Raw genomic sequence first — 22,170 nt, 5'->3', positions numbered from 1 at the left:
TAAAATTTGAGCAAAGGTATGAAAAGGCACTTTGAAATAATTACTGTGTACCGGCGATCATCCGGACCAGGGATTCCCTGGTCATGGGCTTATTCTGGTAGCTGAGCTGGTGGTATATTTTCTTTTGGATCCGATCAAAGCGCTGCATATCAGCGGGATCTATAGAGGAGGTCAGGATATCAATTTTAAGTCGCTTGGCCGGGCGCAAAGGCAGTAACTCCTCCAGGAATTGCCAACCATCCATGATCGGCATATTCAGGTCAAGAAGCAGCAGGTCGGGAAGGGATTGCTTACCCGAAAGGGCTTCGTGAAAGGCATCGATAGCTTCCTGTCCATTTGGGAAAGTCTCAATATTCATCTCGGGAAATTCCGATAAAAGCATCTTTTTAATACCGTATACCAGGATAGGGTCATCGTCGATGATCCAAAGTAAGTCCTTATTATGCACTGAAATAAATTTTAAAAGTAGTCCCCTCACCAACTTCACTGCATGCCATGATCTGCGCGTTCATCGCCTCCACCTGATTTTTTGTGATGTACAATCCAATGCCGCGGGCATCGGGATGTTGGTGGAAGGTTTTATACATGCCAAACAGTTTCTCCCCGTACCGTTCCAAATTAATGCCCTGTCCATTGTCCGCTACGGAGAGTACTGTTTTACCGTTTTCACGACTACCTATAACCCGAATTACGGGTTGGCGATCGGGGTGTTTATATTTAATGGCGTTGCTCAGCAAATTGGTCAGAATACTTTCGATGTAGGCCGGGACCCCCTGGACGGTCATCCCGGGATCTATGGCGTCAATGATTTGTGCCCCGCTGTCCTTAATTAAACCTTCGAGGCTGCTTCGCACCCTGCTCAAGGCCTGGGAGAGTTTTACGGTCTTTACCGAGTCCGCGGGCTGCCCGGAATTGATGGTCACTACCTCATTGAGGTTCTCCAGGGTTTCCATGAGATTTTCGGAGGCATCATTGAGCAAACTTTCAATTCTCGATAATTCCTGGGGATCGGTCTCATGATCCATAAGGTCGAGCAGCATGGAGAAATTGGAAGCGTGGGAACGCAGGTTGTGAGACACGATATGCGCGAAATTCAATAACTGCCGGTTTTGCTGCGAGGTTACATCGATAAGTTCCCGCAGTTCCTGTTCTTTTTGTTTCAGTTCGGTAATATCCAGGCTAATACCCAGCAAGCCGTAGATTTCGTCTTCAGCATCGCGGAGTGGGATTTTGGAAGTGAGAAAATGGGTATGTGTCCCATCCTTGCTCACCGCTATGGTTTCCTGATTCAGGAATTTTTTTCCATGGGTCAGGATGCGCAGGTCCTCTTCCCGCGACATTCGGGCCGAAGTATCGGACATGAATTCTTCGTCAGTTTTACCGAGAACTTCCTCGGCATTTTTCGCTCCTAAATATTCCATTTCGGAACGATTGACCAGGATTTTTCTGGATTCCAGATCCTTGATGTAAACATTCAGGGGCAGGCTGTCTACCACGGTGCGCAGGAGCCGCTCACTCTCTTTGGTTTTTTGCTCGGAGAGACTGTGTTGGGTAATGTCCTGAAAGGTGCCGAGTAGCCCGATGTATTGTCCATTTTTATATAAGGGTTTTCCGGCGGCCAATACCCACACTTCGTTCCCTTTGGCGGTAATTAATTGAAGCTTTTCAATCCAGGGCTTCCCGTTTTCTATGGCTTTGTGTACGGCCAGGGAGATGGTATTACGCGAATACCCCTCCTTGTAGAATTCCACGGCTTTGGCAATGTCGGGCTCGAAGTCTTCCGGAACTTCATGGATGAGCCTGGTCATCTCGCTCCAATGTAATTTGTCGTTGATTGCATCGTATTCCCAGCTACCGATACGGGCAATTTCCGACTTGGATTTAAGAAGCAATTGTGTTTTCTCGTGCTCTAGTTCGATATTGACCCGTTCTGTGATATCGGTAACCTGAATCAGGATACCGATGATGTTTTCATCGGCATCATACCAGGGATTATTGATATACTCAAACCAGAAGACTTCCCGATTCGAACCAATAAATCGATCGATACCTTTCTGACCCTGCACACCGTTGAGGCAGTTCCCCAGGACTTCGAGCCATTGCTTAGGTGCATTGGGGGCTAAATCAAGGATCGACTGCCCCACCACTTTGCGCTTTTTTAAGTCAAAGGCTTCGATCAGAGAATCCGATGCATAGACTACCTCCAGATTCTTATTCAGAAACAGGGTAGGATTCGGTAATTGCCGAATGGTGTAACTTATGATGTCCTGTTGGGCAGAGTGCAACATACAATAAGACATTTCCTACAAAAATAGAAGTATATACGTCTTACACCCGCTTAATGTTGTGAAAATCGATTCAACCGTTGTCAGTATACTTTTGCTCGTTGTTTTCCGAGTCTATAAGACTGCGCTTGTAAGTGAAAAGTGTAGGAAATAGCCCAAAAATAAAGGAATTTCGATAGGCCGAGTTATATACGGACTGTATCGGGAACCAGCCCGGTATAGTCGCCACCGTTGCGAATTACATCCCGGACAATGGAAGAGCTTATGTAGGATTTTCCTGAAGAAGTGAGTAAAAATACCGTTTCGATTTCCGACAACTTGCGATTGGTATGGGCAATGGCCTTTTCAAATTCGAAATCTGCGGGATTTCGCAATCCTCGTAATATGAAATTCGCGTCCACTTCCCGGCAAAAGTCAACTGTTAGGCCACTGTATCGCATGACCCGTATTTTGGGTTCATGTGCAAAAGCCTCTTCAATAAAACGCACCCGATCTTCCAGGGAAAACATATACGCCTTCTCGGCATTTTCCCCAATCCCGATAATCAATTCATCGAAGAGGGAAATACCCCGCTGGATGATATCGTAGTGTCCCAGGGTAATGGGATCAAAGGAACCCGGAAATATTGCGCGTTTCATCTGTTAAATGTACTTATTTTTTCCCGAGGGCATCTTCTATGGCACTGGAGAAGAGTTCTGCCAAACCGATCCCTTCGGCTGCGGCCTGCTGGGGGAGGATGCTGGCTTCGGTAAGTCCCGGGGTGGTATTTACCTCTAACAAATGGGGGGTCCCATCCACCAGGATAAATTCACTCCGGCTGTAGCCATCGAGTTCCAGCAAATCGTAGATCCGGGCCGCCAACTCGCGAATCTTTCCTTCCGTTTCGCCGTCCAGATCTGCCGGGGTAATTTCCTGTGATTTCCCCTCGTATTTGGCCTGATAATCGAAAAATTCGTTCTCTGAAATGATTTCCGTTATCGGGAGCACCCGGGTCTTCCCCTCATAGCGGATGACACCTACCGATACTTCCCGGCCCACCAGAGCCGCCTCAATCAATACCTGATCGTCTTCGGCAAAAGCTACCTCCAGGGCTGCCTCCAGGGCGTCTTCCTCCTTGACCATACTGATACCAAAACTACTTCCAGCCCGGTTGGCTTTTACAAAACAGGGCAGGCCCACTTGTTCAAAGATTTCTTTGGGTTTAACCTGCTGTCCTTTGTTCAGGCGATACGATCGCGCGGTAGGAACGCCGTAAGACTTGACAACACTCAGCAAATCCCGCTTATTGAAAGTCAGGGCTGCGGGATAGGAGGAACAAGCGGTTTGCGGAATACCTATAAGTTCCAGGTAAGCCTGCAGCAAGCCGTCTTCACCAGGGGTGCCGTGAATGGCATTGAACACACAGTCAAACTGGAGTGTTTCCCCCTGAAGCACTACACTGAAATTATCCCGATTTACGGGGATTTCTTCCTTTGAATCGGTAAGCAGGAACCATCCGTCCTTCCTGATTTGAATGCGGTAGGGCTCGTAGCGCTCCCTGTCCAGGGTGCGATAGACTACCTCGCCGGACTTCAGGGAAATCCCGAATTCGCTGGAGAAACCGCCCATAACTACTGCAATTCGCTTTGTTTTACCCATGGATATTCAGGCGTTAATTCGGTGTAAATGCCAGCGTCAAATTAACTAAAAAAGGCCCGGGTTTCCTATATTTGTCCGACCAAGATCTTACAGATGCGCCGTTTTTTCAACTTTCTACGATCCCGGGTTTTCCTTATTAATTTGGGCCTGGCCTTGCTGGCAATAGTATTGATTACGCTGGCCACCCTGCAGTGGCTATCCTCTAGCACGGATCACGGAGAGTACGTTAAGGTTCCCGATTTGGCGGGTCTTTCGGTACCCGATATGCGTAAAGCCATAGAAGAAGCCGGATTGCGATACGAGGTTGTGGATTCGGCCAATTACGATCCGGAATATCCCCGTTTTTCCATTATAGATCAGGACCCTCCTGCCGGGAATGAGGTAAAGGATAATCGCAAGATTTATGTTACTGTAAATCCTTCCGGCTATAAAAAGGTTACCGTGCCCGATGTTATTCAGGATTCCAGGAGGAATGCTACGGCCCAGCTCAGAGCGGTAGGCCTGGACATCGAAAGGGTATCCTATATCGATGAACTCGGTAAGGATATGGTCTATCGGCTAAAGTTTCAGGGTAAGTATATTTCACCCGGCGACAAGTTGCCCAAAACGTCTAAACTGGAATTGGTTTGCGGGAATGGAACAATCCCCGCCGAGGCATTGATCAAAGCTGAATCCGAGGACTGATGTCTGAGTCGCAGGAGTCGCAGGAGTCGCACGAAGCCGAGAGTGATGAACTCTTTGAACACTACAATTTCAAAGCCGCTCCCGGACAGGAACCCCTTCGCGTAGATAAATATTTAATGAATCAAATCCGGAATGCTACCCGGAATAAGATTCAACAGGCTGCCCGGGCGGGAAATATCCGGGTTGGCGATGAGGTGGTTAAACAAAATTACAAGGTTAAACCCGGAGATGTAGTCCGGGTCCTGTTCGAACATCCCCCGCATGAATACTTACTTACACCGGAGGACATTCCCCTGGATATTGTATACGAGGATAATGCACTGCTGGTAGTAAATAAACCGGCAGGAATGGTTGTCCACCCGGGACATGGCAATTATTCGGGAACCTTGGTCAATGCCCTTTTGCATCACATCAGTAAACTTCCCTTGAATTCAGATCAACGGCCTGGCCTGGTGCATCGAATAGATAAGGATACCTCCGGATTACTCGTAATTGCCAAGACCGAAAAGGCAATGACCCACCTGGCCCGACAATTTTTCGACAAGACTTCGGAACGGGAATACCTCGCTTTGGTTTGGGGAGACGTGAAAGAAGACGCGGGTACCATTGAAGGGCATATAGGTCGCAATCCTAAAAACCGGTTGCAAATGCAGGTCTTTCCCGATGGCGATCAGGGCAAGGAAGCCATTACCCATTATGAAGTCAGGGAACGTTTTGGATATGTGACCCTGGTGGCCTGCCGATTGGAAACCGGGAGAACGCACCAGATCCGGGTTCACCTGAAATATTTGGGGCATCCGCTATTCAATGATGAACGCTACGGGGGGGATCGAATTCTCAAAGGCACGACCTACTCCAAGTACAAGCAATTTGTAGAGAACGCTTTCCAATTACTTCCGCGACAAGCCTTACACGCCCGAACCCTGGGCTTTGTGCATCCCGAAAGCGGTGAGAAGCTCAGTTTTGAGGCTCCGGTACCGGCCGACATGGAAGCCTGTCTGGAAAAGTGGCGCAATTATGCCCGACATCGCCTCGATAACTGATATTGATCCGGTTATAGGGAACACCACTGAAAGGTGCTGGATTTTAAGTCCGATGCTTCGTATTTTTGATGGGTAAAAAAGCGAACCGAATAAACCCTTTAGAATTGCTATGAAGATTGTCATTTCCCCAGCTAAGTCCCTGGAAATGGATCGGGAATTTCCCGCTGCCGAGGTTACACAGCCCAGATTCTTAAAACAGGCAGAACGCCTCAATAAGCTGCTGGCTAAGAAAAGCCCCAGGTCCCTTTCCAAACTAATGAGTATTTCCGCCGATCTTGCAGAACTCAACTGGCAACGCAATCAGGATTTTGACCTTCCTTTTACAGAAGAAAATGCGCGCCCGGCTATTTATACTTTCGACGGGGATGTCTATCAGGGGTTGGACGCTTTTAGCCTGAAACCCGAATCGCTGGAACGTATGCAGGACAAACTGCGCATCCTCTCCGGGCTCTATGGCATGCTGCGTCCCTTTGATCTGATGCAGGCGTATCGGTTGGAAATGGGAACTAGCTTAAAAATCGGGCGCAAAAAGAATTTGTACGAATTCTGGAAACAGGACTTGACCAAAGCGCTGAACGAAGAGATGGAAGATGGGGAATTACTGGTAAACCTGGCAAGCCAGGAGTATTTCAGTGCCCTGGATGCCAAAAAATTGAAGGCGCAAATTATCACTCCCGTTTTTAAAGATTGGAATAACGATAAGTTGCGGGTAATTAGCTTCTTTGCTAAAAAGGCCCGGGGTGCAATGGTTCGTTTTATTCTGGAGTCCGGGGCTGAGAACCCGCAGGATTTACTAAAATTCGATTACGAGGGCTACCAATTCAGCAAGGAGCACACCATTAAGGAGAATGCTCCGGTATTCATTCGCTAACCAAAAGTTTTATCAATAAGCACTACCGGTGCGCCCGGTTCTAGGATTTACCCTTGATCGAGATTTTTTCTTCTACCGGGGTTCGCTTGCGGATTTTTCGTGGACGCCTTACTCCGTACGACTTGTTTGCAATTTTTCCGCGTTTGGATTTTTTGTCACCTTTCCCCATAATCTTAAGTTTGATTCAAGATACTAATTATCAGCCGGTCTTGGGGAACTTAAACGGGTATTCCAGCAAATATGAACCCAATCTTTCGACATAAACATCCTTACCAACCCTTTCTGTTCGAAGGGGTTAGAAAGCTCATTGTCGGCACCTTGCCACCCCCGCGCTTTACGACCGGAGATCTGCTTCCCGGGGATGTGAATTTCTGTTACGGCAGTCGCGATGGCCTTTTGTGGCCTATTCTGGACCGCATGTTTGATCTGGATCTCAAATTTGAAACCACGGCAGCTGCCATAGCCCAACGCCAATCCTTTCTGAATGAAAGAGGTATTGGCGTCTGCGATATCGTCGAGGAAGCCGAACGCAAAAAAATAGATGCTTCAGATCTGGGGATGGAAAATATCCAGTTACGCCCGCTTCTTGACATACTTCGCGACTACCCCAGAGTGGAATTATTGATTTTCACAGGAGGAGCCAGCAAAAACGGACCGGAATACTTGTTTCGACGGTTACTGCGAACTAAAGGACTTGCTATAAATTGTCTTTCGGATCTGGTGCCTCGAATCCATGAATTTGAACTTTCCCCTGCGTCCTCCAAGAATTTAAAAACCGAGACAAGGAAAATCAGAACGGTTTCCCTGACGGCCCCATCGGGCTCCGCCAACCGGGCGATTGGCAGTATGCCTGAATACAAGGCGCGAAAGGCCCTGGACAAGAACTACAACACCCTGGATTTCCGCCTGGAACAATATCGCCCCTTTTTCTAGGGGGAAACCGTCATATTTCCCTGAAGAATTGTTGTTTTTAAATCGATCCGGCCTTATTTTGTTAAGGGTGTGGGAATCCTTTGAGAATAGGAGCTCCCATCAGAACTTTACGGGGGTTTCCACTGGCCCGGACCGGGCAAGGATTTACAGGGGTTATCCTAATTAACGAGAATGCTACATGAGTCAAACCGAAAGATTAAAGGAGTTTAAGCGATCCGTTCGCAATAAATTCAATGTCTATAACAGCTTATTCCTGAACCTGCCCTATGCCGAAGGCGAAAATGTGGGGATCCTGATTCCCTTACTCTATCAACAGTGTGTGCGGGGGCTGGATTCCGGTAAGAATCCACAGGAAATCCTCGATGAATTTTTCACGAATTTCACCACCGTTAATAGCCATCGGGACCGGATTGACCTCATGTTTCGGATTGTTCAGTATGTAGAACGACAGGTTGTCCTATATGATGCCGTAGAAGATGCGGCATTTCCAAAGCTTCACGAACACACCGAATCGCTTTCCATCCGGGACTATTTCCAACTGGCCAAGAAAAATAGGCGATGGGATAAGGTGAGCAAGAAGTTGGATACCTTCAGTGCGCGTATTGTGCTTACGGCCCACCCCACCCAATTTTATACCCCGGCAGTCCTGGATATCATCGCAGACCTGCGCAATCTAATTCTGGAGGATAAGATCGACGAGATCGATGTGACCATTCAGCAGTTGGGACTTACCTCCCTGATTAACCGTAAAAAGCCGACCCCGCTGGATGAAGCCAAAAACATTATCTACACCTTAAGGCACGTTTATTATCAGGCGGTTGGAGACCTCTATGCTTATATCAAAGGCAGTGTGGGGAATCCGAATTACAACAATCCGGACATCATTAAAATCGGGTTTTGGCCTGGGGGAGACCGGGATGGTAACCCATATGTCACCGCAGGGATTACCCGGGATGTAGCCGACGAATTGCGCACAACCCTTATGAAGTGCTACTACAATGACCTCAAGGCGTTGGGCAAAAAAATATCTTTCCCCGGCGTGCAGGAAAAAATCTGGGAATTGCGCGGGCTGCTATATACGGCCATGTTCGACAAGAGCCAGATACTGAGCTACGAATCCATTATGGCTGCCCTTATGGAGATTCGGGAAATTCTGGTTGAAGATTATTTCAGCCTGTACCTCAAGGATTTTGATCAATTTATCGATAAGGTCCGGGTATTCCGCACCCACTTTGCGGCCCTGGATATTCGCCAGGACCACCGCAAACACAAGGCCATTGTGGAAACCATATTGATCAACGCTGGCGTGATTAAGCAATCCCTGGAGGAATTATCCGAAGCAGAACTCGTGCGCTGGTTGCTCGAAGAAACCCCGGAAGTTACCCCGGATTTATTTGAGGATACCGTATTGCGGGAGACGGTCGCCAATATTTACCAGTTGGAGGATATCCAGAAGAGTAATGGGGAAGAGGGCTGTAATCGCTATATCATCAGTAATTCGGAGGATATTTTTGCCGTACTCTTTGTATTTGGGTTATTCCGATGGTGTGGCTGGGACAAAAAAGAGATCACCTTTGATATTGTGCCGCTCTTTGAAACCATGAAGGGGATGGAGGCCGCCGAAGGCGTAATGCAAACCCTTTTTGACTTACCGCAATACCGGGAGCACCTGACCCAACGCGGGGAGGAGCATACCATTATGCTGGGATTTTCGGATGGAACCAAGGATGGTGGGTACCTCAAGGCAAACTGGTCCATTTTGAAAACAAAAGAAACCCTGTCCAAGGTTTGTAAGCGCAATAAGATCAAAGCCATTTTCTTCGACGGTCGCGGCGGCCCACCGGCGCGTGGTGGAGGTAAGACCCACCGGTTCTATGCCGCTCAGACTAGGGATATTGCCAATCACGAGATTCAGTTAACTATTCAGGGGCAGACCATTACCAGTACTTACGGATCCCGGGAACTCTTTATGCACAATAGCGAACAATTGCTTACAGCGGGACTTTCCAACACCATCTTTGGCAAGGAGAACACCATTACCACGGAGCAACGCGCACTGATCGAAGAGCTGTCGGAACTGAGTTTTGCGAAATATGACGCCCTGAAGCAGCACCCGAAATTCCTGCCCTACCTGGAGCATCGCAGTACCTTGCAGTACTACTCCAATGCCAATATTGGCAGCCGTCCGGGCAAGCGGGGCAATAAGGCAAAGCTGGAGTTTTCGGACCTGCGGGCGATTTCTTTTGTAGGATCATGGAGTCAGCTCAAGCAAAATGTCCCGGGTTATTTCGGGATAGGGACAGCGCTGCAAACGCTTAAAGATGCCGGTCGCCTGAGGGAATTGAAGAAATTATATAAGGAAGTACCCTTCTTCCAGGCCTTGATGCTCAATAGTATGATGTCCCTGAAGAAGTGCTACTTTGAATTGACCCGCTATATGGAGGAGGATGAAGAGTTTGGAGATTTCTGGAAGATTCTGCACCGGGAATACGAGCTCTCCAAGAAAATGCTCCTGCAAATTTCCGGGGCCAAAGTGTTGATGGAGAACGAAACCGTGAGCCGGGAATCGATCCGCATCCGGGAGAGTATTGTGCTGCCTTTACTGGTCATTCAGCAATATGCCCTACAACGGGTGGCCGCTAAAGACGAGGAGTCACAGCTTTACCGCAAGATCGTTACCCGTTCGCTCTACGGGAACATCAACGCAAGCCGAAATTCTGCTTAAACGACAGGTTTGCATCGTAATCCCCAGGCAGCTTATTAGTCCAGGGGGGTGGTGAGCATGGCGTAAAAAGCCTGCAAGCCGTAGGCAATCTGCCCGATTTTCAGGTTCTCGTTCGGACTGTGCTGGTTGTTGTCAGGGTTAACCATGGGCACCAGAAAAGCCGGAATATCCAGGGCGTTGACAAAGGGTGCAATTGGAACGGTTCCTCCGGCAATGCGAATCTGTACTGGATCCTGGCCAAAGGTAGTTTTCAGGACGGTTACGAGATGCTCTCCGAAAGGGTCGTCGAGCGGCGTTCGGAAGGCATTGGTTACCCCGCGCTCATCCCATAATAACCAACGATCGTGTTCGGCGCGCATCGCTGCGGTGGGAACTTCCGTAGTAATGCGATAGCCCTGGGATTCGATGTACTGCTTCACCAGGCCCTTAAGCCGGTCCCCGTCTGATTCCGGAACCAGGCGGATATCAATTTCTGCGGTAGCGGTTGCCGGTACAATGGTTCTCGCTTCCGGTCCGGTCCAACCAGACGAAATTCCCCGCAGGTTCAGGGATGGATATTGCAAAGCTTCCTGATAGAAACCACCAACGGCCTCGGCCTGTTTTATCTGGAGATCCCCATTTATCCGTTCGGTTTCATCGGGGACGGAACGTAAAATTTCCTGGGTGGCATCGTCCAGGGTAATGCCGTCGTAGTACCCGGGGATCAGTACCCGGCCCTGTTCGTCCTTCATCCCAGCCAGTAACTGGGTCAGGCGGAATCCCGGATTCGGGGCGTAATTCCCGTAGTGACCACTGTGTTGCGGCCGGATAGGACCAAAAGTGGTGAGGCTAATCGTGGTAATCCCGCGGCAACCGTATACGATGGTGGGCAAACCGGAATAGTGTACTGGTCCATCGGCAATGACCAGGTAATCTGCTTCCAGGAGTTCTTTATAGGTCTCAACAGCTGCGGGCAGCGGCTTGCTTCCCTTTTCCTCCTGCCCATCCAGGATTACTTTGATATTAAAAGGAATGGATGCTCCTTGTTTTTTTATCAGGTCTATGGTGTTCAGGAGCATGACAATGGGTCCCTTATCATCGGATAAGGATCGGCCGAAAAGCCGCCAGTCGTAAGGGATATCGTCGTTGAGTTCAGACATATCTCGTACCTGGAAACTCCCGTCTTCTGCCTCAGATTTCAGAACAACCCGGTAGGGGTCGGCCTGATCCCATTTGCTTGGGTCAACAGATTGCCCGTCGAAGTGCATGTAAAGCAGCAAAGTGGGCTTGTTTTCTTCATTGGGAAGGGTGGCAAAAAACAGGGATTCTTCCTCAGTAGGGAGAATTGCCGTGTTAAAGCCCCGTGCCCCGAACTTATCCGTTAGCCAGTTGAGGTTCCGGTTAATGTCGGCGTGGATCAGCGCATCATTGGGGATGGCAATGAAATTCACCAGCTCATCAATGGTATGTCGCACCTGGGCCTTGAGGGTAGCCGATTCAATGGCCTGGGAAGGCTGCGGACTTTGCTCAAGGGTATTTACGGTTTCCTGCGCCAAGCCGGTGCTGCTGAACAGCAAGGTCAGTATCACGCAGCAAGCGGATAAAGGATTCAGGCGGGAGGAAGCGGACAGATAGTTGGCTAAAGGATTTTTCATAAACCGGAAATTTGGAGGCTTAAATTAAAGTATTCCTTTGATATATGCTTCAATACCCCCGGTACCTTTTTCGGTAAGCATCCGAATAAAACCAGAACCGATTATGGCTCCTTTGGCATAGGTGGTTGCCCGCTGGAAACTGGCCGCATCGCTTATCCCGAATCCAACCAATTGGGGATGCTTCAAATCCAGGTCGGCAATCCGTTTGAAATAGGCGTCCCGGCCCTTGCCAAATTCGGACTGCACCCCGGTGGTACTGGCCGAACTAACCATATAAATAAAGCTTGTTGAAGCTGAGTCGATTTGTCGTATTCGCTCATCGGAAGTCTGGGGAGTAATCAAGAAGATTACCGATAAACCATGGGCTTCCATAATTTCCTTGTAGTCCCGCTCATAGACATCCAGGGGCAGGTCCGGGAGGATTAGCCCATCGATACCCGATTCAGCGCATGCCGCGCAAAAGGCTTCCACGCCAAATTGCAGGATAGGGTTGAAATACCCCATGATAACCAGTGGCAGGCTTACCTGCTGGCGGATATCCCTGATTTGATCAAAAAGCTTACGGGTTGTCATCCCATTTCTTAAGGCATGGGTAGAACTTTCCTGGATCACGGGTCCATCGGCGAGGGGATCGCTGAAGGGTAATCCGATCTCTACCATATCGGCTCCCGCTTCCTCCAGTTTCTTAATGATCGGAACGGTGTCCTCCACCGCGGGATAACCCGCTGTAAAGTAGATGGAGAGCAATTTCCCCGGCTTTGAAAGTGTCTTTTCCAGACGGTCGGTCATGGTCATGTGCTGTGCTTTCATACTGCAATTAATCGTTTGCCTATTCGCTGAGTTTAAAATAATCCATGTAGGTCTGCAGATCTTTATCTCCCCGTCCACTGAGGTTGATCACAGCCAGGGAATCCTTCGCAATGTGACCCTTCTTCAGAACAGCAAATCCATGGGCGGTCTCTATGGCCGGGATAATCCCTTCCAGACGTGCGAGTTCCTGCCCGGCCTCCATGGCCTCGGCGTCCGTAACCGGGACAAATTTAGCGCGTCCAGACTTAAAGAGGTGGGCGTGTAAGGGTCCTACTCCGGGGTAATCCAATCCGGCAGAAATGGAATAGGGCTCTGTAATTTGCCCATCATCGGTTTGCATCAGTAGCGTTTTGCTGGCGTGGATTATGCCCATTTTTCCAAGTGCAGAGGTTGCTGCACTCTCGCCGGTGTCCACCCCAAGGCCTGCAGCCTCGGCAGCAATAATTTCCACATGCTCACGATCCAGGTAATGGTAATAGGTTCCAGCCGCGTTGCTTCCACCTCCAACACAAGCGACGAGTACATCCGGGTCTTCCGTGCCTTCGGCAGCGAGAAGTTGTTCTTTAATTTCCTCAGAGATAATCGCCTGGAGGCGGGCTACCAAATCGGGATACGGGTGAGGTCCTACGACCGATCCGATAATATAATGAGTATCCTCAGGATTGTTGATCCAATCCCGAATGGCCTCGTTGGTCGCATCCTTCAGGGTACGGCTCCCGGAACGCGCAGGGCGCACTTCGGCCCCGAGCATTTTCATCCGGGCTACGTTAGGTGCCTGTCGGGCAATGTCCACTTCCCCCATATATACAATACAGGGCATCCCCATCAGGGCGCAGACAGTTGCCGTAGCCACCCCATGCTGACCCGCCCCGGTTTCTGCGATTATCCGGCTTTTACCGAGGTGTCTGGCCAGGAGGATCTGGCCTACGGTATTGTTGACTTTATGGGCTCCGGTATGGCATAAATCTTCCCGTTTCAGGTAGATTCGCGCCCCATAGTGCTCCGATAATCGGGAAGCAAAATACAGCGGGGTAGGGCGGCCTACATAGTCCCGAAGTAATTGTTGATATTCCTGCTGGAAGCTTTCAGAAGACAGGATTTGGCGATATTCCTGACGTAGTTCTTCAATATTGGGATAGAGCATTTCGGGGATAAAGGCGCCCCCAAATTCTCCGTAAAAGCCGTTGGCATCTACCTGATACTTACTCATGCTAAGGGTTTATTTGATTTTCTTATTTCATGCATAAAGGCGCGCAAGGCACCTGTGTTTTTTTCTCCGGGCCGCAGTTCAAAACCACTGTTCACATCTATGGCCATACAAAATGCGGCTGCTTCTGAATTCATAAAGCCTTTTAAATCGGTCAGACTATCCGGACTGATTCCCCCGCTCAGGAGGAAAGGTTTTTCGAAAGGATAGTCTTTCAGTAATTCCCACTTAAAGCGGGTGCCGTTTCCCCCGGGAAGTGGTCCGCGGCTATCAAAAAGGAAAAAGTCGCATGGCCCCAGAAAAGGGGTAAGGCTATCAAAGTCAAAAGCGTTGCCCACGGCAAAAGCTTTAATGATTTTGACCTTATGGTTTCCCGATGGATTGCTCGCCTGGCGTTGTTCCAGCTCGTCTTTCAGACGCTGGCAGTATTCGGGGCTCTCATCTCCATGTAATTGGATCATATCCAGGGCATAAAGATCCACTATCCTCAAAATATAATCGGGTGCGGCGTCCACAAAAACACCGACCAGTTCAGGGACCTGATCAGCAACCGGACTCCCGGGATGCTCCAACAAATTTTCCGGGGAACCCACAAAACGGGACGAACCGTCCCAAAAGATAAAGCCAAGATATTCCGGGTGTAAAGCGGCCACAGCATCCGGATTGTGTTTCATCCCGCATACCTTGATCTTAAGGGTTTCAGTTCGGGTGGTCTTATGTGTTTTTTCCGAATTCAAGTAGAACAGTTTTTTAGAAATGCTTCCAGGGCCAAACCCGGTTCAGGCTCTTTCATAAAAGTTTCCCCAATCAGAAATCCATCGTACCCGAGTTCTTTTAACTCGCGCAGGTCAGCGGGCTGGGCCAGGCCGCTTTCGGAGACGCGCACCAGGGTATCCGGGATTCTTGCGGCCAGCTCCCTGCTCGTGTCCAGGCTAACCTCAAAGGTCTTCAGATTCCGGTTATTGACGCCTACCAGATCGGCGGCCCCGGAAGGGCATGCCTCCCATTCTTCCGCCGAGTGTACCTCTAATAATACTTCCATTCCCAACTCACGGGCTTCAGTGGCCAGATACCCAAGCGTCTTACTGTCCAGCATGGCTGCGATCAGCAGGATGGCATCGGCACCATAGGCTTTGGCTTCCAGGAGCTGGTAGGGATCCAGGATAAATTCCTTACGCAGTAAAGGGAGTTCCGTACAGGCGCGCGCCTGAAGCAGGTCGTCCAGGGAGCCACCGAAGAAGGTGCCGTCGGTAAGTACCGAGATTCCTCCCGCACCTGCCTGCGTATATCCCCGCACCACATCGGGCAGGGCTACATTCAGGTTGATGGCGGCTCGGGAAGGAGACCGCCTTTTGTGTTCTGCGATAATCCCAAAAGGTCGCTTCCTGAGGGAATCTGCCATGGAAGTGGTTTCCCGGGAAAACAATGGAAACTCACGCAGTTGAGCTGCCGGAAGCACCTCTTTTTTTAAGGCAACTTCCACCTTTTTATGGGCGGCAATGCGATCGAGTATATTGGTAGCAGATGTAGCACTCATAATTCCGGGTTTACCTACTTAATTCCTGCAGGGTTCGCAACCGGTCCAGGCCAGCCCCGCTTTTCAGGGATTCAACAGCCATTTCATAACCCGCTTTCGGGCTTACATTCCTTGCGGTAGCAATCGCTACCCCGGCATTGGCGCAAACAACCGCCTCCTGCGCAGCAGTTCCCCGGCCTTGCAGCACCTTGAGGAAAATTCCCGCTGCCTCTTCGATACTTTCTCCGCCTCCGATTGCCTCCGGACTAAGCGCTTCCAGGCCAAAATCTTCAGGCGATAGCGTAGCTTCCTCTTGATTGCTGATCCGCTTAGCCTTGCCCGTGAGGGAAATTTCGTCATAGCCGTCCAGGGCGTGGAGGATGCTGTAGGTCTTATCCGTGTTCTGATAGAGGTAGCCGTAAATCCGGGCCAGCTCCAGATTAAAGACCCCGACCATTTGATATTTAGGAAAGGCGGGATTAACCATTGGCCCCAGCATATTAAAGAAGGTTTTTACCCCCAGTTCCCGGCGTATCGGGGCCACGTTTTTCATGGCCGGGTGAAAGAGGGGAGCGTGCAGGATGCTTATTCCGGCTTTATCGATACAGCGATTGAGAAAGTCCGCATCATCGCTGAATTTTACCCCGAGGAATTCCAGCACATTGCTACTACCGCAATGCGAGCTCACTCCGTAATTCCCGTGCTTGGCAACTGGTATCCCTGCGCCTGCGGTAACAAAGGAAGCCAGGGTGGAAATATTGAAGGTGTTTTTTCCATCCCCGCCCGTTCCGCACAGGTCAATGACTTCCCCACCATTTAGGTCTACTGCTTTGCACAATTCTAGCAAGGCATCCCGAAAGCCTTCCAGTTCTTCAGTGGTAATGCTCCGCATCATGTAAACGGTCAGGAAAGCCGCAATCTGACTTTGATTATAGGCACCGCCTGCAATACCGATAAGGACTTCCCGGGCTTGTTCCCGGCTGAGTACCCGGTGTTCAATTAAGGCGTTTAGTGTTTCTTTCAAGGCTTGTGATTTAACCAGTTAGACAGCATTTTTTTCCCCTCTGGGGTCAATACGGATTCCGGGTGGAATTGCACGGCGCGAATATCGTAATCCCGATGACGCAGTGCCATCAATTGTCCGGCCTCATCAACGGCCAGGGCTTCCAGTTCGTCTGGTAAATCTGAGTCGACCACCCAACTGTGGTACCTGCCCACAGTAATCTGCTTATCGAGTCCCTCGAAAATATAGTCGTCCTCTGTCAGGGTAATCGGGGTGGCTACGCCGTGGTAGACCTTGTGCAGGTTTATGAGTTTTCCTCCGTAAACTTCCCCAATCGCCTGTTGCCCCAAACAAACCCCGAAGATTCTCTTTTCGGGTCCGTAGCGCTCAATGATGGCTTTCAGGAGTCCGGCTTCATCGGGGATTCCCGGGCCAGGGGAAAGCAGGATATGGGAATACTTCCCGACTTCTTCCAGGCTAATTTTATCGTTGCGATAAACGACTACTTCACGGTCAAGGTCCTCCAGGTAATGGACCAGGTTAAAAGTGAAACTGTCGTAATTGTCTATTACCAGTACCGGTTCCATATCAAAGCGTTTCTGCGATTTCGAGGGCCTGGTTGAGCGCTCCCAGTTTGTTGTACGTCTCCTGCAATTCGGCCTTCGGATCCGAGGCCGCAACTAGGCCGGCGCCGGCCTGATAGTAGAGCTGGTGATTCCGGCTCAGGAAGGTTCGAATCATGATGGCGTGGTTGAAATCCCCGTCGAAGGCCATAAAACCAATGGCCCCGCCATAAAAAGTCCGACTGGTGGTTTCGTAGTCTTCGATAAGCTGCATGGCCCGATGCTTTGGTGCTCCGCTTAAGGTTCCTGCAGGGAAGGTATCCGCTACCACATTCATGGTAGGAATATCCCCTTTCTTTTGTCCGGTAACCTTGGATACCAGGTGGATAACATGCGAGAAGTATTGCACCTCCCGGTAGGTTTCCACCTGAACCGTATTTCCATTGCGGCTCAGGTCATTGCGCGCAAGGTCTACGAGCATGACATGTTCGCTGTTTTCCTTTTCATCGGCAGCCAGTTTAAGGGCAAGCTGGGCATCCTCTTCATCGTTGCCGGTCCGGCGAAAGGTTCCTGCGATGGGATGGATTTCGGCCTTACCGTTCTTAACAACCAATTGCGCTTCAGGCGAACTTCCAAAAATTTTAAAATCCCCGTAGTCAAAATAGAATAGGTAAGGGGAGGGGTTAATCGAACGAAGGGCTCGATACACATTAAATTCATCCCCCTTAAATTCCTGATTGAATCGGCGCGAGAGTACCAGCTGGAAGACATCACCCCGGGCACAGTGCTTTTTGGCCCTGGCCACATGCTCCAGGTAGTCTTCATCTTCCAGGTTACTCTGGGTTTCGCCCACTTTCCGGAACCGATAGGAAGCGAAAGTTTGCACCGAGAGCAACTGCTCCAGGCGCTCAATATTATTTTCCCCGCTGAAACTATGGGCAAAGAGATACGCTTCGTTCTTAAAATGATCGATTGCGATCACATTCTGGTATACGGCATAGTAGATTTCGGGAATCTCAGGGGAATTGGGTTTTTGGCCAATCTGAATGTCCTCAAAATAGCGGACAGCATCATAGGCCATATATCCGAATAACCCGTTGGTTATAAACTTGAAATCGTGGTCCTCAGACTCAAACTGGCCGGCAAATCGGTGGATCTCTGAAGGAACATTTACCTTGGCATCTATGGGTTTGCTGCTGGTGGTTCCATCCGGGTAAACGGTATGCAACTCCTGATTCTGAACCTTGATGCTGGCGATGGGATTACAGCAGATATACGAGAAGGAATTATCGTTGGCGTGGTAATCGCTACTTTCCAGCAGAATACTCCCGGGAAACTGATCCCGGATTTTCAGGTAGACACTTACCGGCGTGATGGTATCCGCCAGTATTTTTTTATAAAATGTCTTCAGTGGGTAAGCCATGGTTTTATTATTGATGGCAATTAAAAAAGGCCTGTCGTGACAGACAAGCCTTTTATTATATAAGATACAAACAGGAGGGTCTCAAGTCACGAATTTTCGCTCTTCAGGGACCACCACCAGTTATGTACCATATTGTTTCTCATTTCGATTCAAATATAGAAAGGAAAATTGAGTTTGCAAACTTAACTTGCAGGATCCCACTCCAGATCTACAACCAGGTCAAACTCATCGTAGATAGTTTTGTCTCCGAGATTGTCAAAGAAGCTTCCGGACCCGTAACGCACATCGTACGCTGCACGGTCTACCTTAAGGGTTGCAGTAGCTTTACTTCCATATACGCTCAGGTCAAAAGTCACAGGTTTTGTAATCCCTTTGATGGTCAGATCTCCGGTTACCTCGTATGAGTTTTTACCTGTGGACTTAATCCCAGTGAAAACCAGGGTAGACTCGTTGTACTTCTCTACTGAAAAGAAGTCGTCAGACTTCAGGTGGCCTACCAATTTGGCACGGCTGTCTCCTTCCAGGTCAGTGGCTGTTAAGGTGGTCATATTCACGGAAAATTCCCCACCTACCAGGGCACCATCCTCGAACATCAGGGCTCCGGAATTCAGGTCTACGGTTCCTGTGTGTGATCCGGTTACTTTGTAAGCTTTCCAGGTAACGGTGCTTTTTTCTGCGTTTACCGTTTTGGTTTCTTTTTCAATAGGCTCTGTGGCTTGGGCAGCTGTGCTGAACGCCAGGGCCAGGGCTAAAAATGCAACTTGTTTTTTCATGGTGTTTTTGAAGTAATTAATGTGAATGAATTGTTTTAGTAATCGTGTTATATAGGGAGTGACTTAAAGCCACGTGAATAATTCGTTTTCCGGGCGACGCACTTTCGCCTGGTGTTGGGTTTGGTCTTCTTCAGAGCGATATCCCACTGCAGCCATGGCTACAGCCGATACGTTCTTAGAATCCAGGCCGAGAATTTGGTTTAACGCCTGGACATCAAATCCTTCCATTGGGCATATATCGATGTGCATCTGGGCAGCGGCATTCATCAGGTTGCCAAAGGCGATATATGCCTGCCGTGCTGTCCAGTTTGCTTTTTGATCTGCAGGGAGTTCCAGCAATTTGCTTTTCATGAAATCGCCATACCCCTGCAGCGCTTCAGTATTCAGGTTTCGTTGCTCCGCGACATGCTCGAGGTAAGAGTCGATTAATTCGGGCCCGAAGTCGGTCTGATGCGTAAAAACGATCAAATGAGAACTGTCGGTAACTTGCGATTGGTCCCAGCTTATCGGACGAATTTTAGCGCGCAGTTCAGGGTCGGTAATCACAAAGAAGTGATAGGGTTGCAGGCCATAGGAAGATGGACTCAGCTGAAGCACATCGAGCAGGGTTTTTAAATCTGCATCCGATACCTTTTTCTCAGCGTCAAATTTCTTGGTGGCATAGCGCCAGTTAAGGTCTTCGATCAGGGAAGCGTTAATCGCTTTTTCTTTTGTAGTAATCATTTTATGGTAGTTCTTTTCTAGGGTTATTGGAATACTTTCAGTGTGAATGTCAACGTCAGAATTTATCGAGCAGCTCGTTTAGGGTTGCCAGCATTTCGTCATCAAAATCCCGGGTTAGTTCGGATTGTGTCTGATCGATTGCCTGGTCCATTTGGGTCAGTGCCTTTTCTCCTGCTGTGGTGATTGTAATTTCCACCTTGCGACGGTTCGAAGGGCAAACCTGACGATCTACAAACCCGCGACTGATTAGTTTATCGACCAGTCGGGTTGTATTGCTCATTTTATGTACCATGCGCTCGTTCAGCGTGCTCAGATTCGCCGGTTCCCCCTTTTGACCTCTTAAGATCCGCAATACATTGAATTGTTGCAGGGAAACACCAAAAGGTTTGAGGGATTGACTCAGCGCATCGTTGATTCGATTACCAACCAGTAGTAAATGAATAATCGTCCTCCGGTCAGGGGGGAGCATTACTCCGGATTTGATAACTTCCTCTACATTCATGTTTTTACAATAATTGTATATACAAATGTAAAGACAAAATCAAACCGTCCTAATATCTAGAAGATAAACTTTTGTTAAAACTCTTAAAGGGATATTCCCCAGGGAAAACGGTCAAGCCGCCAGGCGGATATGTGCGTTGGTTTCGGCTTTAATTGTATTTTTGAAGCAATAACATATATATATGGCAGATTTAACTCAGGATGATTGGTGGAAAAAGGCTCAGGAAGATCCTGAAGCTGTAATCCTCGATGTACGTACCGAGGCAGAAATCGAAGATGGTTATATCCCCGGCGCCCTTTTTATTGACTTTTATGGGGGGGCTGAGTTTGTGCAGGGAATCGATGCTTTGGACAAGTCTAAAACCTATTACGTCTATTGCAGATCCGGCAACAGAAGCGGACAGGCATGTGCGATTATGAACAGCCGCGGCATTTCCAATACCCACAATTTATTGGGAGGAATGATGGAATGGGAAGGGGAGGTCGTAGAAGATTAATCCGCCTGCCAGCGCAGTGAAACACATTTCCCGGGACAATGCAGTTTTTCTATTCGACCTTATATTATTTTCAAAAGCGGGGCTTTGAAGTTTGTCGCAGGATTGCGGAGCGATTGGGTATTCGTACCCGGGTGGTCCGCACCTCCTTCATTTACCTCACTTTTGTAACGCTGGGATTTGGTTTCGCCCTCTATCTCTTTCTGGCATTCTGGCTCCGGATTAAAGATTTGATTTATACCAAGCGTACCTCGGTTTTTGATCTCTAATTATGGTCAGACTCTTCCGTTCTAAAATATACCTGGCCCTTTTCCTGATGACCTCGGTCCTAATTCTTGGGGTTATGGGGTATCGCATACTGGCCGATTACAGCTGGTCGGAAGCCCTGTACATGACCATAATAACCGTGACCACTGTGGGATTTCAGGAAGTACGTCCCCTGGACACCCCAACACGCCTTTTTACTGTAATCCTCATTATCAGCAGCGTCTTCATTTTTGCGTTCGCGATTTCGGTGATTACGGAGTACATCCTCAGCAGGAATTCTCTGCAAACCTTAAAGAAGAAGAAAGTGAAACAACAAATTGACCAATTGGAGAATCACGTAATCGTCTGCGGATTCGGACGCAATGGCGCCCAGGCCGTGCAGCGGCTTCAGGCCTACAAACGTCCCTTTGTAATTGTTGAGCGGGATCGGGAAATCATTGAAAAGCACGAAGAGGAATTCCTCTTTGTAGAAGGAGATGCCAATGAGGATGAGATCCTTGAAGAAGCAGGTATCCTCAAAGCGCAGTACCTGATCGCTGCCCTCCCCGACGACGCGGCCAATCTTTTTGTTGTCCTTACGGCACGGCAGCTCAATCCCGGTCTCAATATAATAAGCAGGGCATCCCAGATTTCTTCGGTCAAGAAACTGGAGCTTGCCGGTGCGAATAAAGTAATCATGCCCGATAAGATCGGAGGGGATCACATGGCTTCTCTGGTGGTACTTCCTGACTTGATAACCTTTATGGACCAACTGTCCATGGAGGAAGGGGAGGACACCACCAACCTTGAGGAAGTGGAAATTGAAGATTTTCGAAATCAGGTCGATTGCAACACCCTGCGCGATCTGGATTTAAGGCGCAAAACCGGGTGTACCATAATTGGATACATTAAGCCGGATGGCACCTACATTATCAATCCGGAGGCGGATCTTCCCCTGCAGCCCAAAAGCAAGGTAATTGTATTGGGGAGGCCTGAGCAAATTCGCAAGCTGAACGAAATGTTCCACATCCAGAGTTGATCGGGTGGAATATTTTTAGGATATTGCCCGGATTGTAATTGAAACCATACTAACGCAAG

24 protein-coding genes are annotated in these 22,170 nt (G+C 49.0%); 8 read left to right on the top strand and 16 right to left on the bottom strand.

Going from position 1 to position 22,170, the window contains the following annotated elements:
• Nucleotides 1-40: 40 nt before the first annotated feature.
• The 4 genes from BM318_RS01760 to BM318_RS01745 form a co-directional block, all read right to left on the bottom strand.
• On the bottom strand, nucleotides 41-448 hold the full coding sequence (locus BM318_RS01760) for a response regulator (RefSeq protein WP_092980188.1): 408 nt from the start codon (nucleotides 446-448) through the stop codon (nucleotides 41-43).
• Entirely contained in the window at nucleotides 441-2,288 is a 1,848-nt protein-coding gene (locus tag BM318_RS01755) for a PAS domain-containing sensor histidine kinase (RefSeq protein ID WP_092980187.1), read from the bottom strand. The genes BM318_RS01760 and BM318_RS01755 overlap by 8 nt, the downstream gene beginning before the upstream one ends.
• A gap of 182 nt (nucleotides 2,289-2,470) precedes the next feature.
• Nucleotides 2,471-2,923, bottom strand: a complete 453-nt coding sequence (gene coaD, locus BM318_RS01750) for a pantetheine-phosphate adenylyltransferase (RefSeq protein ID WP_092980185.1) — start codon at nucleotides 2,921-2,923, stop codon at nucleotides 2,471-2,473.
• Nucleotides 2,924-2,936: 13 nt separating this feature from the next.
• Nucleotides 2,937-3,923: a D-alanine--D-alanine ligase gene (locus BM318_RS01745; RefSeq protein WP_092980183.1), complete on the bottom strand. Its 987-nt coding sequence runs from the start codon at nucleotides 3,921-3,923 to the stop codon at nucleotides 2,937-2,939.
• A 93-nt stretch (nucleotides 3,924-4,016) separates the two neighbouring features.
• Here BM318_RS01745 and BM318_RS01740 point away from each other — a divergent pair, with 93 nt between their 5' ends.
• From BM318_RS01740 to yaaA, 3 genes are all read left to right on the top strand, one after another.
• Nucleotides 4,017-4,607: a PASTA domain-containing protein gene (locus BM318_RS01740; RefSeq protein WP_092980181.1), complete on the top strand. Its 591-nt coding sequence runs from the start codon at nucleotides 4,017-4,019 to the stop codon at nucleotides 4,605-4,607.
• The gene (locus tag BM318_RS01735) at nucleotides 4,607-5,650 is read left to right on the top strand and encodes an RluA family pseudouridine synthase (protein ID WP_092980179.1); all 1,044 of its coding nucleotides are present in this window, start codon (nucleotides 4,607-4,609) and stop codon (nucleotides 5,648-5,650) included. Before BM318_RS01740 ends, BM318_RS01735 begins: the two co-directional genes overlap by 1 nt.
• Nucleotides 5,651-5,759: 109 nt before the next feature.
• Complete coding sequence (yaaA, locus tag BM318_RS01730) at nucleotides 5,760-6,521, top strand: peroxide stress protein YaaA (protein ID WP_092980177.1); 762 nt, start codon at nucleotides 5,760-5,762, stop codon at nucleotides 6,519-6,521.
• Nucleotides 6,522-6,561: 40 nt separating this feature from the next.
• On the opposite strand, the gene BM318_RS01725 is transcribed toward yaaA, so the two are convergent.
• Nucleotides 6,562-6,690, bottom strand: coding sequence for a 30S ribosomal protein THX (locus BM318_RS01725; protein ID WP_092980175.1), 129 nt, complete (start codon nucleotides 6,688-6,690; stop codon nucleotides 6,562-6,564).
• A gap of 80 nt (nucleotides 6,691-6,770) precedes the next feature.
• Between BM318_RS01725 and BM318_RS01720 the strand changes: the two genes are divergently transcribed.
• On the top strand, nucleotides 6,771-7,454 hold the full coding sequence (locus tag BM318_RS01720) for a uracil-DNA glycosylase family protein (protein ID WP_092982021.1): 684 nt from the start codon (nucleotides 6,771-6,773) through the stop codon (nucleotides 7,452-7,454).
• 178 nt (nucleotides 7,455-7,632) lie between these two features.
• Nucleotides 7,633-10,179 carry a phosphoenolpyruvate carboxylase gene (locus BM318_RS01715; RefSeq protein ID WP_092980173.1) on the top strand — a complete coding sequence of 849 codons (2,547 nt, stop codon included), beginning with the start codon at nucleotides 7,633-7,635 and terminating at the stop codon, nucleotides 10,177-10,179.
• A 35-nt stretch (nucleotides 10,180-10,214) separates the two neighbouring features.
• Here the strand turns inward: BM318_RS01715 and BM318_RS01710 are convergent, their stop codons facing one another.
• The 11 genes from BM318_RS01710 to BM318_RS01660 all read right to left on the bottom strand — a co-directional run bounded on the left by BM318_RS01710 (nucleotide 10,215) and on the right by BM318_RS01660 (nucleotide 20,333).
• Entirely contained in the window at nucleotides 10,215-11,813 is a 1,599-nt protein-coding gene (locus BM318_RS01710) for a M20/M25/M40 family metallo-hydrolase (RefSeq protein WP_092980171.1), read from the bottom strand.
• Nucleotides 11,814-11,837: 24 nt separating this feature from the next.
• Nucleotides 11,838-12,623, bottom strand: a complete 786-nt coding sequence (gene trpA, locus BM318_RS01705; RefSeq protein ID WP_245759708.1) for a tryptophan synthase subunit alpha — start codon at nucleotides 12,621-12,623, stop codon at nucleotides 11,838-11,840.
• A gap of 19 nt (nucleotides 12,624-12,642) precedes the next feature.
• The gene (gene trpB, locus BM318_RS01700; RefSeq protein ID WP_092980169.1) at nucleotides 12,643-13,833 is read right to left on the bottom strand and encodes a tryptophan synthase subunit beta; all 1,191 of its coding nucleotides are present in this window, start codon (nucleotides 13,831-13,833) and stop codon (nucleotides 12,643-12,645) included.
• A complete protein-coding gene (locus BM318_RS01695; protein ID WP_245759707.1) occupies nucleotides 13,830-14,567 on the bottom strand; it encodes a phosphoribosylanthranilate isomerase in 738 nt (245 codons plus the stop codon). Before BM318_RS01695 ends, trpB begins: the two co-directional genes overlap by 4 nt.
• Nucleotides 14,564-15,367, bottom strand: coding sequence for an indole-3-glycerol phosphate synthase TrpC (gene trpC / locus BM318_RS01690; protein WP_092980167.1), 804 nt, complete (start codon nucleotides 15,365-15,367; stop codon nucleotides 14,564-14,566). The genes BM318_RS01695 and trpC overlap by 4 nt, the downstream gene beginning before the upstream one ends.
• 10 nt (nucleotides 15,368-15,377) lie before the next feature.
• Nucleotides 15,378-16,370 carry an anthranilate phosphoribosyltransferase gene (trpD, locus tag BM318_RS01685; protein ID WP_092980165.1) on the bottom strand — a complete coding sequence of 331 codons (993 nt, stop codon included), beginning with the start codon at nucleotides 16,368-16,370 and terminating at the stop codon, nucleotides 15,378-15,380.
• Nucleotides 16,367-16,936 (bottom strand): anthranilate synthase component II, encoded by a 570-nt coding sequence (locus tag BM318_RS01680; RefSeq protein ID WP_092980163.1) that lies wholly within the window; start codon nucleotides 16,934-16,936, stop codon nucleotides 16,367-16,369. Before BM318_RS01680 ends, trpD begins: the two co-directional genes overlap by 4 nt.
• 1 nt (nucleotide 16,937) lies before the next feature.
• Nucleotides 16,938-18,335 carry an anthranilate synthase component I family protein gene (locus BM318_RS01675; RefSeq protein ID WP_092980161.1) on the bottom strand — a complete coding sequence of 466 codons (1,398 nt, stop codon included), beginning with the start codon at nucleotides 18,333-18,335 and terminating at the stop codon, nucleotides 16,938-16,940.
• A 182-nt stretch (nucleotides 18,336-18,517) separates the two neighbouring features.
• A complete protein-coding gene (locus BM318_RS01670; protein ID WP_092980159.1) occupies nucleotides 18,518-19,108 on the bottom strand; it encodes a YceI family protein in 591 nt (196 codons plus the stop codon).
• Nucleotides 19,109-19,171: 63 nt separating this feature from the next.
• Complete coding sequence (locus tag BM318_RS01665; RefSeq protein WP_092980157.1) at nucleotides 19,172-19,831, bottom strand: NAD(P)H-dependent oxidoreductase; 660 nt, start codon at nucleotides 19,829-19,831, stop codon at nucleotides 19,172-19,174.
• Between the two features lie 55 nt (nucleotides 19,832-19,886).
• Complete coding sequence (locus BM318_RS01660) at nucleotides 19,887-20,333, bottom strand: MarR family winged helix-turn-helix transcriptional regulator (protein ID WP_092980155.1); 447 nt, start codon at nucleotides 20,331-20,333, stop codon at nucleotides 19,887-19,889.
• A 181-nt stretch (nucleotides 20,334-20,514) separates the two neighbouring features.
• On the opposite strand from BM318_RS01660, the gene BM318_RS01655 reads away from it, so the two are divergent.
• Genes BM318_RS01655 through BM318_RS01645 form a run of 3 tightly spaced genes read left to right on the top strand, consistent with a single transcriptional unit; the run spans nucleotide 20,515 to nucleotide 22,111 of the window.
• Complete coding sequence (locus BM318_RS01655) at nucleotides 20,515-20,829, top strand: rhodanese-like domain-containing protein (protein WP_092980153.1); 315 nt, start codon at nucleotides 20,515-20,517, stop codon at nucleotides 20,827-20,829.
• A gap of 38 nt (nucleotides 20,830-20,867) precedes the next feature.
• Entirely contained in the window at nucleotides 20,868-21,095 is a 228-nt protein-coding gene (locus BM318_RS01650) for a PspC domain-containing protein (RefSeq protein ID WP_092980151.1), read from the top strand.
• A gap of 2 nt (nucleotides 21,096-21,097) precedes the next feature.
• Nucleotides 21,098-22,111, top strand: coding sequence for a potassium channel family protein (locus BM318_RS01645; protein WP_092980150.1), 1,014 nt, complete (start codon nucleotides 21,098-21,100; stop codon nucleotides 22,109-22,111).
• Nucleotides 22,112-22,170: the final 59 nt, after the last annotated feature.

Source organism: Robiginitalea myxolifaciens (assembly GCF_900115205.1).
Lineage (GTDB): Bacteria > Bacteroidota > Bacteroidia > Flavobacteriales > Flavobacteriaceae > Robiginitalea > Robiginitalea myxolifaciens.
Note: the sequence above shows the minus strand (reverse complement) of the source record. Positions and strands in the feature narration are given on the sequence as shown.

Excerpts from the sequence above, each read along its gene's own strand:
- BM318_RS01755 (WP_092980187.1), bottom strand. The coding sequence starts at position 2,288 with ATGTTGCACTCTGCCCAACAGGACATCATAAGTTACACCATTCGGCAA.
- coaD (WP_092980185.1), bottom strand. The coding sequence starts at position 2,923 with ATGAAACGCGCAATATTTCCGGGTTCCTTTGATCCCATTACCCTGGGA.
- BM318_RS01745 (WP_092980183.1), bottom strand. The coding sequence starts at position 3,923 with ATGGGTAAAACAAAGCGAATTGCAGTAGTTATGGGCGGTTTCTCCAGC.
- BM318_RS01740 (WP_092980181.1), top strand. The coding sequence starts at position 4,017 with ATGCGCCGTTTTTTCAACTTTCTACGATCCCGGGTTTTCCTTATTAAT.
- BM318_RS01735 (WP_092980179.1), top strand. The coding sequence starts at position 4,607 with ATGTCTGAGTCGCAGGAGTCGCAGGAGTCGCACGAAGCCGAGAGTGAT.
- yaaA (WP_092980177.1), top strand. The coding sequence starts at position 5,760 with ATGAAGATTGTCATTTCCCCAGCTAAGTCCCTGGAAATGGATCGGGAA.
- BM318_RS01725 (WP_092980175.1), bottom strand. The coding sequence starts at position 6,690 with ATGGGGAAAGGTGACAAAAAATCCAAACGCGGAAAAATTGCAAACAAG.
- BM318_RS01715 (WP_092980173.1), top strand. The coding sequence starts at position 7,633 with ATGAGTCAAACCGAAAGATTAAAGGAGTTTAAGCGATCCGTTCGCAAT.
- BM318_RS01710 (WP_092980171.1), bottom strand. The coding sequence starts at position 11,813 with ATGAAAAATCCTTTAGCCAACTATCTGTCCGCTTCCTCCCGCCTGAAT.
- trpA (WP_245759708.1), bottom strand. The coding sequence starts at position 12,623 with ATGAAAGCACAGCACATGACCATGACCGACCGTCTGGAAAAGACACTT.
- trpB (WP_092980169.1), bottom strand. The coding sequence starts at position 13,833 with ATGAGTAAGTATCAGGTAGATGCCAACGGCTTTTACGGAGAATTTGGG.
- trpC (WP_092980167.1), bottom strand. The coding sequence starts at position 15,367 with ATGAGTGCTACATCTGCTACCAATATACTCGATCGCATTGCCGCCCAT.
- BM318_RS01680 (WP_092980163.1), bottom strand. The coding sequence starts at position 16,936 with ATGGAACCGGTACTGGTAATAGACAATTACGACAGTTTCACTTTTAAC.
- BM318_RS01675 (WP_092980161.1), bottom strand. The coding sequence starts at position 18,335 with ATGGCTTACCCACTGAAGACATTTTATAAAAAAATACTGGCGGATACC.
- BM318_RS01670 (WP_092980159.1), bottom strand. The coding sequence starts at position 19,108 with ATGAAAAAACAAGTTGCATTTTTAGCCCTGGCCCTGGCGTTCAGCACA.
- BM318_RS01665 (WP_092980157.1), bottom strand. The coding sequence starts at position 19,831 with ATGATTACTACAAAAGAAAAAGCGATTAACGCTTCCCTGATCGAAGAC.
- BM318_RS01660 (WP_092980155.1), bottom strand. The coding sequence starts at position 20,333 with ATGAATGTAGAGGAAGTTATCAAATCCGGAGTAATGCTCCCCCCTGAC.
- BM318_RS01655 (WP_092980153.1), top strand. The coding sequence starts at position 20,515 with ATGGCAGATTTAACTCAGGATGATTGGTGGAAAAAGGCTCAGGAAGAT.
- BM318_RS01650 (WP_092980151.1), top strand. The coding sequence starts at position 20,868 with ATGCAGTTTTTCTATTCGACCTTATATTATTTTCAAAAGCGGGGCTTT.
- BM318_RS01645 (WP_092980150.1), top strand. The coding sequence starts at position 21,098 with ATGGTCAGACTCTTCCGTTCTAAAATATACCTGGCCCTTTTCCTGATG.